The organism is Parabacteroides sp. CT06, assembly GCF_002257605.1.
Taxonomy (GTDB): domain Bacteria; phylum Bacteroidota; class Bacteroidia; order Bacteroidales; family Tannerellaceae; genus Parabacteroides; species Parabacteroides distasonis.
Map to the genome: position 1 here is coordinate 848,095 of NZ_CP022754.1, position 14,200 is coordinate 862,294.

14 protein-coding genes are annotated in these 14,200 nt (G+C 46.4%); 12 read left to right on the plus strand and 2 right to left on the minus strand.

The annotated features are described in order from the left end of the window. The first annotated feature begins 43 nt into the window (after positions 1–43). From CI960_RS03625 to CI960_RS03640, 4 genes are all read left to right on the plus strand, one after another. Positions 44–394: an L-rhamnose mutarotase gene (locus CI960_RS03625; RefSeq protein WP_005855294.1), complete on the plus strand. Its 351-nt coding sequence runs from the start codon at positions 44–46 to the stop codon at positions 392–394. Between the two features lie 8 nt (positions 395–402). Further along, positions 403–1,626, plus strand: coding sequence for a sugar MFS transporter (locus CI960_RS03630; RefSeq protein ID WP_005855297.1), 1,224 nt, complete (start codon positions 403–405; stop codon positions 1,624–1,626). A gap of 153 nt (positions 1,627–1,779) precedes the next feature. Beyond that, on the plus strand, positions 1,780–2,325 hold the full coding sequence (locus CI960_RS03635; protein WP_005855300.1) for a hypothetical protein: 546 nt from the start codon (positions 1,780–1,782) through the stop codon (positions 2,323–2,325). A gap of 1 nt (position 2,326) precedes the next feature. After that, on the plus strand, positions 2,327–2,878 hold the full coding sequence (locus CI960_RS03640) for a hypothetical protein (RefSeq protein WP_005855303.1): 552 nt from the start codon (positions 2,327–2,329) through the stop codon (positions 2,876–2,878). A gap of 55 nt (positions 2,879–2,933) precedes the next feature. Here CI960_RS03640 and CI960_RS03645 read toward each other — a convergent pair whose 3' ends face one another. Further along, positions 2,934–3,767: an OmpA family protein gene (locus CI960_RS03645; RefSeq protein WP_005855306.1), complete on the minus strand. Its 834-nt coding sequence runs from the start codon at positions 3,765–3,767 to the stop codon at positions 2,934–2,936. 101 nt (positions 3,768–3,868) lie between these two features. Between CI960_RS03645 and nrfH the strand changes: the two genes are divergently transcribed. The 8 genes from nrfH (at position 3,869) to CI960_RS03685 (ending at position 13,226) form a co-directional block, all read left to right on the plus strand. Next, entirely contained in the window at positions 3,869–4,459 is a 591-nt protein-coding gene (gene nrfH / locus CI960_RS03650; RefSeq protein ID WP_005855310.1) for a cytochrome c nitrite reductase small subunit, read from the plus strand. Positions 4,460–4,477: 18 nt separating this feature from the next. Then, the gene (gene nrfA / locus CI960_RS03655; RefSeq protein ID WP_005855312.1) at positions 4,478–5,962 is read left to right on the plus strand and encodes an ammonia-forming cytochrome c nitrite reductase; all 1,485 of its coding nucleotides are present in this window, start codon (positions 4,478–4,480) and stop codon (positions 5,960–5,962) included. A 2-nt stretch (positions 5,963–5,964) separates the two neighbouring features. Then, entirely contained in the window at positions 5,965–7,155 is a 1,191-nt protein-coding gene (locus CI960_RS03660) for a cytochrome c biogenesis protein ResB (protein WP_005855314.1), read from the plus strand. A gap of 1 nt (position 7,156) precedes the next feature. Continuing rightward, positions 7,157–7,951, plus strand: coding sequence for a cytochrome c biogenesis protein CcsA (gene ccsA / locus CI960_RS03665; protein WP_005855316.1), 795 nt, complete (start codon positions 7,157–7,159; stop codon positions 7,949–7,951). A 16-nt stretch (positions 7,952–7,967) separates the two neighbouring features. Beyond that, positions 7,968–9,260, plus strand: coding sequence for an alginate export family protein (locus CI960_RS03670; protein ID WP_005855318.1), 1,293 nt, complete (start codon positions 7,968–7,970; stop codon positions 9,258–9,260). Between the two features lie 59 nt (positions 9,261–9,319). Next, a complete protein-coding gene (locus tag CI960_RS03675; protein WP_005855320.1) occupies positions 9,320–9,985 on the plus strand; it encodes a Crp/Fnr family transcriptional regulator in 666 nt (221 codons plus the stop codon). A gap of 58 nt (positions 9,986–10,043) precedes the next feature. Continuing rightward, on the plus strand, positions 10,044–11,384 hold the full coding sequence (locus CI960_RS03680) for a sigma-54 dependent transcriptional regulator (RefSeq protein ID WP_005855322.1): 1,341 nt from the start codon (positions 10,044–10,046) through the stop codon (positions 11,382–11,384). Positions 11,385–11,510: 126 nt separating this feature from the next. Continuing rightward, complete coding sequence (locus CI960_RS03685) at positions 11,511–13,226, plus strand: ATP-binding protein (protein WP_005855323.1); 1,716 nt, start codon at positions 11,511–11,513, stop codon at positions 13,224–13,226. 19 nt (positions 13,227–13,245) lie between these two features. On the opposite strand, the gene CI960_RS03690 is transcribed toward CI960_RS03685, so the two are convergent. Next, a complete protein-coding gene (locus CI960_RS03690) occupies positions 13,246–14,082 on the minus strand; it encodes a head GIN domain-containing protein (RefSeq protein WP_005855325.1) in 837 nt (278 codons plus the stop codon). Positions 14,083–14,200 lie beyond the last annotated feature (118 nt).

Here is a 14,200-nt window from a genome sequence, read left to right on the forward strand (position 1 = left end):
GGATACTTTTGTACCTTCGCGACTTCATTTTAAAAACAATGTTATGAAAAGATATTGTCAGACCTTGGATCTGAAAGAGGATGAGCAGTTGATAAAAGAGTATTGCTATTGGCATTCGCCGGAACATATCTGGCCGGAGATACCGGAAGGAATCCGTGCGGTAGGGATCTTGAATATGGAGATTTACCGTTTGGGAACCCGGTTGTTCATGATCGTGGAGACGCCCGATGATTTTGATTGGGATGCGGCGTTCGCCCGTTTGGCGACGATGGATAAGCAAGCGGAATGGGAGGACTTCGTGGCGAGGTATCAGAAAGCCGCTCCGGGAAGCTCCTCGTCGGAGAAATGGCAGTTAATGGAATGTATGTTTAAATTGCCGGGCGCGAGTAAATAGACGGAAGGATGGAAAAACAAAAGAAACAATCGCTGGTGGCCGCCCCGGGAGGGAAATCTTATTTGGTCCCGTTTATCTTGATCACGAGTTTGTTCTTGCTTTGGGGATTCGCCCACGGACTCTTGGATGTGCTGAACAAGCATTTCCAAGGAGTCTTCACGATGACCAAGGCAGAGAGCGGCTTGGTGCAATTCTCTACGTATATCGCTTATTTCTTGATGGCGTTGCCGGCGGGAGCGTTCATGAAACGTTACGGATATAGGAAAGGGATTATCATGGGTTTGCTATTGTTCGCTATCGGAGCTTTCGGGTTTATCCCGGCGGCTTTTTTGCATTCGGCTACACCTTTCTTGATCGCCTTGTTTGTGATCGCTTGCGGGCTTTGTATCTTGGAGACGGCGGCGAATCCTTATTCTACGATATTGGGGCCGCCTGCTTCCGCCGCCCAACGGCTGAACTTATCCCAGTCTTTTAATGGATTAGGTTGGATATTGGGGCCATTGGTAGGTGGTTTGTTGATATTCGGGGCACCGGAGGGAGATTCGATGGCGTTGACTAAACCTTATATCTTGGTAGGTGGTATCGTCTTGTTCGTAGCGTTGCTTTTCTTTTTCACGAAGTTGCCGGAGATTAAGCTGGAAGAAGAGGAGGAGGTGACCGCTATTGTCGAGGAGAAACCCGCTGCCTCCCTATGGAAACGTAGGCAGTTTGTGCGTTCCGTGGTCGCCCAATTCTGTTATTGCGCCGCGCAGACGGGAATCTTCGGGTTCTTTATTAATTACGTGACGGAGATGGACCCGGGTATCAGTAATTTGCGAGCGTCTCGTATTTTGGCATTCGGTGGAATGGCCTTGTTTATGATCGGGCGTTTGAGCGGTAGTTTTACGATGAAGTGGTTGGCTCCGGGCCGCTTGCTGACTTGGTATTCTTTGTTGAGTGCCGTTTGTATGGCTTTGGTGGTGGCTTCCGTAGGTACGCTTTCACTATACGCTCTTTATTTATCCTTTTTCTTCATGTCCATCATGTTCCCTACGATTTTCGCGTTGGGGCTGGAAGGTATGGGCGTTTATACCAAGAAAGCCTCTTCTTATATCGTGATGGGAGTTGCCGGCGGCGCTTTCAGTCCGATGCTGATGGGATATATCGGCGAGGAGAATATGGCGCTGGGCTTCATCGTCCCGTTGATCGCTTTCTTGTATATCTTGTATTTCGCTATCAAATGCAAGCGGTAAATTTGGAATGCTGTTTTTTACTTATGGAATCCGGATAATAAACCAGCATGGCTTGTGTATGAAGGCTTGGGTTTCATGGGATAAATGTTACGCTCAAGCAATATCTGCTTATCTATATCGTTTTCATTTTAAATAAAATAAAAGAGAGTGGATATGAATAAAGGTTTGTTTTTGTGTGGGCTATTTATAGCTCTATTTCTGGCTGCTTGTGGGGATGATGAGGTTAAAATCGCTAATCAGATGACTTTATATTCAAGGCCGGATACGATTCATCTGGGGGGTGACTTAGGGATGGACTCCATATTGGTGAAGGGCTTCACGGCTTGTGAGGCGTATGATGCGAAATGGGGAACATTGCCCGGGGATGTTGCGCAAGAGTTTGATATGAATGCCTCTTATCTCTATTTCTCGTATGAGGCAAGGGTGGTTTCTTTAGAGGATAGTATTTATGATATAGGGCAGAACTCGTATGCGGAAGAGAAAGCGGGTTTTTTGAAGGATTTTAGTTCGCAAGGCTTCGTTATCAGTTCACAGCATATGCGAGATGATAAGAGGCAAGTGATAGCATGTACCTATTTAATATATGTAGAGAAGAACTCAGATGGAGAGAAGATCGATCGCTGGCTTCCTGTACGGCCGGAGGAGTTGCGATGGCGTTATCTTCGTGTAAACTTTGATCAATTAAAAAATATAGAATGATATGAGACATTTAATCGTTGTATGTTTAGCTTTTATGATGGGCCTTAATGTGGCTTGCTCACGGGTGGAAGATCTTGGTAAGGATGATTTGCATTCTGAACCGACGATAGAGATCGTAAGTGGTGATACCTTGGATATTGTAGGGTTCACTCTTGCGCATGAGCTGGCTACTAGTGAAGGGCGTTTGCCTTATAACGTAGGGGATGAGTTTGGTTATACGGGTTCTTACACCTATAAGTCCTATGTGGTAAGGACGGAATATACGTATCAGGATGATGGAAATAGTATTTGGGTTTGGGAGGATACATTGAGTTCAATAATAGGTTTTTATCCTTATCTTAGATCTGAGGTATATGATCTTGCGGATGTTCAGTTCCATATCCGGTCGTGCGCTCAAGGGGGATCGGTCTCTGTCGGGGAAAGGACGGATAGGTATGATACGGCTCTCCTCCATATCATTCGTTCCGCGAATGGAGAGGATATGGATGTATGGATTCCTTGTAAACCATCGGAATTGAGGTATCGGTGTGTTGTCTATCATTTGGAAGAGTGAACGTTTTAGCCAAGCTCCGGCAGTAGATAATACCCGGAGCTTGACCATATCATTATCACTGCAACATCTGCATCAACTTATCCAACTTCGGAGCCATGATGATCTCCGTACGGCGGTTCTTGCTACGCCCATCAGCGGTCTCGTTATCAGCGACCGGCATAAACTCCCCACGACCACAAGGTTGTATCTGTAGCGGATTCACCCCATAGTCCTTGGTAAGGATACGCACTACGGAAGTCGCACGGATCACGCTTAGATCCCAATTATCCTTGAATTGGGCGGTATTGATCGGCTTGCTGTCCGTATGGCCCTCTATATAAACGTCTATATCGTTTTGCTTATTCAACACCTCGGCCAACTTAGCCAACGCTTCCTTGCCTCGTTTATCGACCTTTGCGCTACCCGATTGGAACAGAAGCTTATCCGACATGGCTACATATACTTTACCATTTTTCTCGGTTACGGTCAGCTCGTCGCTGTTGAAACCCAGCAAAGCGTCTTTCACGCTACTCAACAGATTCTGTACCTTCGCGTTCTGCGCGTTCATCATATCCTGTAGCTCGTTGATGGTACGCTCACGCTCGTCCAGCTCACTCATCTTTTGCTGTAACAAGGCATTCAGCTTGTCCTGCTCACCCATATTGGTATTCAACATGGTCTGGTAATTACGGATATCACGCCCCATTGTGGTCGTATCCCTTATCAAGGCGGCGATCCGGTTGTTGAGTGCGTCGTTATCGTCCTTACATTTAATCAATTCCTCCTTCAAGACGTCGCCACGTCCGATCGCCTCCAAGCGGCCGTTCTCGGCAAGGAGGTATTTCTTTTTACTCACGCACGAAGAGCATAAAAGGAGTGCGGAGACCGAGATAAATAACAATCTTTTCATTTTACGCATAAAATTTCGTGCAATGTAATATTTATTACAATTTCCCACACGCAAGTTTAGGATATTTGTGTCTCATAAACCAATATTAAAGAATCAGCGGTATGAAAATAAGAGAAATAATACAAACGCTGTTCCCGACAAGAACTTGGAAACTAGCCGCTATCATAGCCGGAGGTGTCCTTTGCGGGCTGGGGTCTTATACCTTATATGCTTCCCGGGCGTGGACCTATTTGTCCGATGACCCGGCTACTTGCGTGAATTGCCACATCATGGGCCCTTATTACGCTACATGGAATCATAGCTCGCACAGCCGTAACGCCACTTGCAACGATTGCCATGTGCCGCACGAGAACGCCGTGAAGAAGTGGTTCTTCAAGGGTATGGACGGAATGCGCCACGCCTCGGTATTCATGATGCGAGGGGAACCGCAAGTGATACAGGCGATCGACGAGAGTGCGGAGGTAATCATGAATAACTGTATCCGTTGCCATACGCAGTTGAATACGGAATTCGTGAATACCGGAAGGATCGATCATGAGATGGCTATGGCGGGAGAAGGGAAAGCCTGCTGGGATTGCCATCGCGAGGTGCCGCACGGGGGTACGAACAGCCTGTCTTCCACACTGAACGCGTTGGTGCCTTATCCGAAGTCCGTATCGCCGGACTGGTTGAAAGATATGCTAAGTAAATAATAATAAATCAGTATAGTTATGGAAAAGAAATTAAAATCATGGCAAGGTTGGTTGCTGTTTGGAGGAACCATGGTCGTTGTTTTTGTTTTGGGTATGATCGCTGCTTCCGTGAACGAGAGACATGCGGAGGTCACTAGCGTAATGAATAATAGGAAGACGGAGATCACAGGAATCGAGGCTCGCAATGATAAGTTCGAACCGAATTATCCACGTGAGTACCAGACTTGGGAGGCTACGGCGGATACGAGTTTCAAGAGTTTATACAACGGGAATCAGGCGGTCGATGTGCTGGAGGCTCGTCCGGAAATGGTGATCCTTTGGGCCGGTTACGCTTTCTCTAAGGATTATTCTACCCCGAGAGGGCATATGCATGCGATCGAGGATATGCGTAACACGTTGCGTGTGGGCGCTCCGATGACAGAGAACGAGGGGCCGCAACCGGCTACTTGCTGGACTTGCAAAAGCCCGGATGTTCCCCGCATGATGCAAGCGATGGGCGTGGATAATTTCTATAAGGGCAAATGGGCTTCTCTGGGTAAAGAGATTATGAATCCGATCGGTTGCGCCGATTGCCATGAGCCGGAGAATATGAACCTGCATATCAGTCGCCCGGCTTTGATCGAGGCTTTCCAGCGTCAAGGCAAGGACATCACGAAAGCGACCCAGCAAGAGATGCGTTCCTTGGTTTGCGCGCAATGCCACGTGGAATATTATTTCAAGGGCGATGGCAAATACTTGACTTTCCCTTGGGATAAAGGTTCTACGGTTGAGGATATGGAGGCTTATTATGATGAGGCCGGTTTCTCCGATTATACGCATAAGCTAAGCCGTGCTCCTATTTTAAAGGCACAGCATCCGGATTATGAGATCTCCCAAATGGGTATCCATGCGCAGCGGGGTGTATCTTGCGCCGATTGCCATATGCCGTATAAGAGCGAGGGGGGCGTGAAATATAGTGACCACCATATCCAAAGCCCGTTGGCTATGATCGACCGTACGTGTCAGGTTTGCCACCGTGAGAGCGAGGAGACCTTACGCAATAATGTGTACGAGCGTCAGAATAAGGCGAACGAGATGCGTAACCGTTTGGAGACCGAGTTGGCGAAAGCGCATATCGAGGCGAAGTTCGCGTGGGATAAGGGGGCTACCGAGGATCAGATGAAAGATGTATTGAAACTGATCCGTCAGGCACAATGGCGTTGGGATTTCGGCGTGGCTTCTCATGGTGGTGCGTTCCACGCTCCGCAAGAGATTCAAAGGATATTAGGCAATGGATTGGATAAGGCGATGCAGGCTCGTCTGGCTACTGCGAAAGTGTTAGCGAAATTAGGTTATACGGATGATGTTCCGATGCCGGACTTCTCTACGAAAGAAAAGGCTCAGCAATATATCGGTTTGGATATGGCCGCTGAACGTACCGCCAAGGAAAAATTCCTGAATACGATCGTTCCTCAATGGGTGAAAGAGGCGCAAGAAAATAATCGTTTAGCGAAGAACATTTGATTATGTGGAAACAACCTTGGGGATCTGCTGAAGGCTGGGCCATCTGTGCCGGTTTACTGATTACGGGATTTGGCTTGCAACTGATCACTGGCCCGGTTCAGGCAGGGTTGTTCCAATATCCGGTGAATGTGGCCGGAGGATTGATTTTTCTGCTGGTTCTATGTATAGGGTTTGTTGTTAGCCGGAAAATCACGGTTGTCCAGTGGTTTTCCGGGTTAACGGCGAGCATTACCTCTTTGTCGGCTCTTTTGTCAGTTGTGTTGGTTATGGGATTTGTGGGTCCGGGTATCGAGCGGATTACGATGTCGTGGCCTTTTGTCCTGCTGTTTCTCTATTTCTTGTTTGTCTTGGGCTTTGTCACATTGAAGCGTATCGTATCGTTTCGCTGGCGGGATGTTCCGTTTATGCTGAACCATGCCGGCTTATTTATCACGCTGCTGGCGGCGATCTTGGGAAACGGGGATTTACGCCGTTTACGGATGACGGTTCCGTTGGAGAATCCCGAGTGGAGGGCTTCGGACGAGAAGAATGAGATGATAGAGCTACCGCTCGCCATCGAGCTTCGTTCGTTTACGATCGATGAATATCCTCCTAAGTTAATGCTGATCGACAATACGACCGGAAAAGCGCTTCCCGAAAAGCAACCCGAGAATCTATTGGTAGAGGAAACTCCCTTGGCCGGGAACCTGCAAGGCTGGAAGGTTGAGGTTACCCGTTCACTACCGATGGCAGCTTGCGTGATGGGGCAGGATACGGTAAACTTCGTGGAATTTCACTCCGAGGGGGCGACCACCGCTTTATACGTAAAAGCACGTAACGAACTTACCGGACGGCAGAAGGAAGGCTGGGTGAGTTGTGGCAGCTATATCTTCCCATATATATCGCTCCAGCTGGATGATGCGGTTAGCATGGTGATGCCGGAACGGGAACCGAGACGCTTTGCCTCGGACGTTATGGTCTATACGAAAGATAAACAGACCAAGGAGGCGTGTATCGAGGTGAATAAGCCGCTCTCTATCGCCGGATGGAAAATCTACCAGTTGAGTTACGACGAGACGAAAGGTAAATGGAGCCGGATGAGTGTATTTGAGTTGGTAAGAGATCCATGGTTGCCGATCGTTTATACAGGGATCTTAATGATGATAGCCGGGGCGATCGGATTATTCCTGTCCGCTCCCGTAAAAAAAGAATAGTATGGATTGGAGTTACTTTATTTATTTCGCCGCTCCGGCGTTACTTTGCTGGATAGGTGGGGCATGGTTGGCTTATCGTCCTTCTTTTTCCAAGGGGGCTGTCGCTTGGACCGTGTTTGGCTTGGTTATATTTTCCGCTTTTATCGTAGGGATGTGGATCTCGTTGGAGAGGCCGCCCTTGCGCACGATGGGCGAGACTCGTTTATGGTATTCTTTCTTCTTGCCGGTGGCGGGCGTGATCACTTATGTCCGTTGGCGGTATAAATGGATACTTTCCTTTAGTACATTGTTGGCCTTTGTCTTTATCTGTGTCAATCTGTTTAAGCCGGAGATACATAACAAGACCTTGATGCCCGCTTTGCAAAGCCCGTGGTTCGCTCCGCACGTGATAGTCTATATGTTCTCTTACGCCATGCTGGGCGCCGCTGCCCTTATCGCCATTTACCTGCTGATCCGTGCGAGGAAGAAGGGGATTGACGAGGGGATGATGAGTTTATGCGATAACTTGGTATATGTCGGTATGGCCTTCCTCACGATTGGGATGCTGTTCGGCGCTTTATGGGCCAAGGAGGCGTGGGGGCATTATTGGAATTGGGACCCGAAGGAGACATGGGCGGCTGCCACTTGGTTGGGGTACTTGATTTATATCCATTATCGCCTTCGTCATCACTTGCGTTATTCGGCGGCGTTGGGGCTTTTGGTTTTCTCTTTTCTTTTGCTACAGGTGTGTTGGATTGGCGTGAATTATCTACCCTCCGCACGAGGATATAGTGTACATACTTATAATATGGAATAATTAAAATCAGAGGTATATGAAAAAACTAGTTGTTTTAGTAGCGGGCTTGCTCTCTGTGGCCCTTTTCGCGCAAGCGGAAGAAACACAAAATACGAAAGAGAATACGTTTTCGATGAAAGTGCAGATACGTCCGAGAGCCGAGTACCGGAACGGGGTCTTATTCCCCCGGCCTAAAGATGCCGAGTCCACCGGGTTTATCAATAACCGTGCCCGCTTTTCTTTGGGGTATGAGCGGGATCGTTTGTCTATCGGTTTGTCCGCGCAACATGTTGGCGTATGGGGGCAGGATCCTCAAATCGATAAGAATGGTCGTTTTATCTTGAATGAGGCGTGGGCGAAACTGGATTTCGGATCGGGTTTCTTCGCTAAGTTAGGTCGCCAGTCGTTGGTATACGATGACGAGCGTATCATGGGTGCGTTGGATTGGAACGTGGCCGGTCGTTATCACGACGCTTTGAAACTGGGCTATGAGAACACGAATAACCAACTGCATTTAATTCTTGCGTTCAACCAGAATGATGAGAAAACGATCGGAGGAACGTATTACGCTCCGGGCGCGCAACCCTATAAAACAATGCAAACCCTTTGGTATAAGCATCTCTTCGACAAGAGTTTTAACGCATCCTTCTTGTTTATGAACTTAGGGATGGAAGGCGGTGATGCCGAGAAACAAAACTCGGATACAAAATACCTGCAAACGTTGGGAACGAACCTGATCTATACGCCTAGCCACTGGATGGTAGGCGGTATGTTCTATTATCAATTCGGCAAGACGAAAAGCGGACGGGATGTTTCCGCTTTTTTATGGGCGGTAAACGCCGCTTATCAAATCGATCCGCAATGGAAGATCGGTGTAGGTAGTGATTATCTGAGTGGCTCGGATGGGGCCGACGGGAAATATAAGGCGTTTGATCCTCTGTACGGAACCCATCATAAGTTTTATGGTGCCATGGATTATTTCTACGCCTCCTCTTTTGTCAACGGATTGAATCCGGGCTTATGGGATAATCAGGTAAATGTCGCCTATAAACCTTCTTCCAAGGTAAACCTGTCTTTAGCCTATCATTATTTCTCCATCACGGGCGACGTATACGAAGGTAATGATAAATTGAGTAAAGGTTTAGGTTCGGAATTGGATTTCCAAGTGGATTGGGTAATCATGAAAGACGTGAAATTATCGGCGGGATATTCTACGATGTTGGGAACGAATACCATGAAGGTCGTGAAGGGTGGAAATCCGTCTCATTGGCAAGATTGGGGTTGGTTATCAATAAATATTAATCCGACTATATTCACGACGAAATGGTAACAGTTCTCAAGGAAAAGGGTATATTTGCAGGAGTAAACCTTTTTTCAAAACAAGATACGATGGATATAACCGATATGTTTAAAATTCCGCTTTTTAAGAATTTTACGCTTAAGATGCGGGAAGAGTTTTTGGATAAACTTGAATATACAGTAGAGGAGCATCCAAAAGGAAAAACCATAATTCATCAAGGGACGACTTGTAACGCCCTTCATGTCTTATTGAAGGGAAAATTGAACGTGGATGTTTTGGACGTATCGGGTAACATCGTGCGCGTGGAGACGATACAGGCTCCACGCACGTTCGCTACGCCTCATATCTTTTCCGAGAAAAACCAGTTCCCCGCTACTTTTACCGTCGATGAGGATGTGGTATTGCTTAAGGGTTCCAAGGAGTCTGTATTTACCTTAATGCATTCTATGCCGTTATTCCTGCATAATTTCCTTTGTGTCAGTACAAGCTGTAATAAATGTACGATGACTCGTTTGAAGGTGCTTTCGTTTCGTGGCATCCGGAACCGCTTTATTTATTACTTATTCGAACATCAGCAAAAGGATTCGAATGTCGTGGAACTAGAACATACCCAAGAGCAGTTAGCGGAGTATTTTGGTGTTACCCGCCCGGCTTTATCGAAGGAAATCGGGAGATTGGTGGATGAGGGATTTATCAGCATTACAAGGAGAAAGGTGACGATTTTAAATAAGACGGCGTTAACATGTATGCTTTAATGCTTTTGGGAAAAAGGTAAAAAGCGTACATTTGTGCCCAAATAAATAACTCCGGTGTATGGGCAAAGTTTTAATTATCGACGACGAGAAGCAGATTTTAGGTTTACTTTCACGCATTATCGGTTTGGAGGGATACGAGGTCTTACAGGCTGCTACTTGTAAGGCGGGGCTGAGGCAGATGGAGCAACATTCGCCAGAGGTGGTATTGTGCGATGTGTTCTTGCCGGATGGTAATGGTGTGGATTTGGTGTCGGACTTAAAGAAACTTCGCCCTCTATCCGAGATCATCCTACTTACCGCGCATGGTAATATTCCGGATGGCGTACAGGCAATCAAGAATGGAGCCTTCGATTATATCACGAAAGGGGATGATAATAATAAGATCATTCCTCTGGTAGCCAAAGCGATGGAGAGAGCTTCTGCCGCTTATCAACAGCAAAAGAAGGAAGCTACGTCCGTCGGGAGGCAATATTCGTTTGATACGATTGTCGGTAAATCACCCGCTATCCAAGCGGCGATAGCGTTGGCTCAGAAAGTCTCGGCTACGGAGGTTCCGGTTCTGTTGACTGGTGAGACCGGTACGGGAAAAGAGGTCTTTGCTCAATCCATCCATCAACATAGTTCCCGGAAAGGGAAGTCTTTTGTCGCTATCAATTGTTCCTCTTTTAGTCGGGATTTATTGGAAAGCGAGATGTTCGGTCATAAAGCGGGGGCTTTTACCGGTGCTTTGAAAGAGACAAAAGGCTTGTTTGAGGAAGCTTCCGGAGGTACGATCTTCTTGGATGAGATCGGGGAAATGGCTTTCGACTTGCAAGCGAAATTGCTCCGTATCCTTGAGACCGGGGAGTTTATCAAGATCGGCGATACGAAACCTACGAAAGTGGATGTACGCATTATTGCCGCTACCAATCGTGACTTAGAGAAAGAGATCGAGCTAGGACATTTCCGGGAAGATCTATTTTATCGGCTTTCCGTTTTCCAGATCCATCTTCCTGCGCTTCGTGAACGGGTCGAGGATATCCCTCTCCATATAAAAGCCTTTGTTTCCGCTTTTTCCTCCAAGATGGGAAAGAATATCCGAACAATTTCGCCCGAATATATAGATGCCCTGAAAAAACGAGCTTGGAAAGGTAACGTACGTGAGTTGCGTAATGCAATTGAGCGTAGCCTAATTATTGCCGATGGAGATACCTTAACCTTGGATGCCCTCCCTTTGAATATGCAAACCTCCTCTGCGGCGAGTACGGAATCTTATAGCGGTTTTGACCTGAGTGGCGTAGAGAAAATGCATATCCAAAAAGTGCTCAAATACACAAAAGGCAATAAAACCGAAACTTCCCGCCTTCTAGGTATAGGCCTCACTACTCTTTATCGGAAGATTGAGGAGTATGGGCTTTAGTCTCATATTCTGCATTTATGTATACCCGAAAGCATCTTGAAGATATGCAAGGAGAAACGGACATTGCTAAATATTTTATCTTTGCTGAACGTAAACTTAATAATAATCGCTTAAAATACATCACCTATGAGTCTGAAGATTAAAACAAAACTAAGATACGGAATCGGGCTGCTGTTTGCCATGATCGTTTTGCTGGGAGGTCTATCGGTAAAGAACATCTCCGATATGTCTGCCGACACAAGGAACATATTGGCCGATAATTATAATTCTTTGCTCTATTCACGCCGGATGCTGGATGCGCTGGAACGAATCGATAGCGATCCTTCGGCTCAAGCAGATTTCGAGAAAAACCTAGGGCTACAGAAAAAGAATATCACGGAGGTCGATGAGAATGTGGCCACCTCACATCTAGTCGCTCAATACGAGCAATTGGCGAAAGAGCGTAATGAGGAGAATATCCGTCGTGTACGTCTCGCCTTAAATCAAGTCATGAGTTTGAATATGGCTTCTATCTACAGGAAAAGCCAAGTGGCGGAGTCTACGTCTCAAAAGGCTTTATTTTGGATTTGGGGGATTGGCCTCTCTTGTATGGTGGTCGCTTTCGCTTTTTTAATACGTTTCCCCCGTTCGATAAATACCCCTATCCGTATGTTGATGGACGGTATCATGGAGATCGCTAACCATAATTACGAGAAACGCTTGGATCTCGCTAAATATGATGAATTCGAGGGGGTCGCGAAATCCTTTAACCGGATGGCGGAACGGCTTACGGAATACCGGAAAAGTACGTTGGCGGATATTATCCAAGGAAAGAAATATATAGAGGCTATCGTGAATAGTATCACGGAGCCAATCATAGGCTTGGATCGGGATCGTAAGATTCTTTTCGCCAATAACGAGGCTTTGACGATCTTGAATCTCAAGCGGGAAAACGTGATCGGAAAGTCTGCCTCGGAATTATCCTTACGGAACGATTTGCTTCGCAGGTTAGTTCGGGAACTGATCCAGCCGAGCGAGAAAAAAGAGCCGCTTAAAATTTACGCAGATAATAAGGAAAGTTATTTTCAAGTGCAATATATACCGATCCGTGTGTTGGAGAATGGCGAGGCGGAGGTGTATGTGGGCGACGTGATCTTATTGAAGAACATCACGGAGTTTAAGGAGTTGGATTCCGCTAAGACCACTTTTATCTCGACGATCTCCCATGAATTGAAAACTCCGATATCGGCGATCATGATGAGCCTGAAATTGTTGGAGGATGCCCGTGTGGGAGCCATGAACGACGAGCAAAAAGCACTGGCGGAAAGTATCAAGGAAAGTAGTAATCGATTACTGGAAATAACCAGTGAGCTATTGAAAATGACGCAGGTGGAGGCTGGCAAGCTACAATTGAATCCGAAAATAACCAAACCGATCGAATTGATCGAGTATGCGATAAAGGCGAACCAAGTGCAAGCTGATCGCTTCAATTGCCATATAGAGGTGGAATACCCGGAGAAGATTTCCAAGCTTTTCGTGGATAGCGAGAAAATCGCATGGGTCTTGACGAATCTATTGTCGAACGCAATTCATTATACCCCGGAGAATGGCCGTATCATAATCGGTGCCCGCCAGCAAGATCATAGCGTGGAGATCTATGTGCAAGATTTCGGTAAGGGTATTGATCCCCGATATCATCAAAGTATATTCGATCGCTATTTCCGTGTGCCGGGAACGAAGGTACAAGGGAGTGGCCTAGGGTTGGCTATCAGTAAAGACTTCGTAGAAGCTCATGGAGGAACTCTTTCTGTTGATAGCGCAGTTGGAAAAGGAAGTACTTTTGTTATAAAATTCAATGTATAAGAGGGTGAAAAAGAGGGTATTAATTACCCTCTTTTATAATATCGCTTCCTCCGGAAGTGGATGTATCCGATCTTGCCGAACCTTTGTAATGTACATCACTACCTCCGCTTGCCGAAGCCTTGATATAATCGGTTACGTGTGTATAAATATCGGAGCCACCACTGGCGGAACATTCCAACTGGTTTAAGATAAGATCATAAGCCTTGATATCGGAGCCACCTGAGGCGGAATATTCGCCGTTCTCCGCTTTTCCCGTAAGCTTGAGATCGCTACCTCCGCTGGCACGGCCTCGTATTATTCGGGTAGTAAGATCGTTGATGATGATATCGCTACCGCTGGTCGCCTCAATTATGCAATTGGATACGTTGATTGGCTGCTCCATTTTCACGTCGCTACCCCTTGTCGCTATAATTTCCAGATCATCTCCGGATAAAGCGCTTCTCAGGACAAAATCCATACAACCGGACATCTTGATTTTTTCCAGCTTCTTGGAAGTGCCCTCTATTTTAAATCGGGTAGGGCTTAATTGTGTACCATTCTCTGTGGAGATTGAAAGTTCTTCGTTTTTTACTTGAACGTTTATATAAGGATATAAGTTCTCGTCGATCGTGATTCGTAAGGACGCTGATTCTCCTTGCGTATATCCGAAAACGTACGACGGATTTCCCCCACGGCTGAATAGGCTGAACCAACTGTCGCTATACCCCATGGCGGTTGAGCCGACTTTTATCGCTGAATAGTCTCTGACGGAGATTTCTTTCGTGATAATATCCCCATTTCCTTTTACTTTCTTCGCCTCGATAGGCATTGCGCAAAAAGCGATCAACGCAAATAAGGCCATCATTCTTGTTCTCATATGAAGTGTAATTAATTTATACTCTTTTCTTATAAGACGAATGGAGTTGAAAAAACGTTACATCTAAAATGAAAAAAAAGAAGCTATCATTGACTTTTTTTGTGATAGCTTCTTTTTC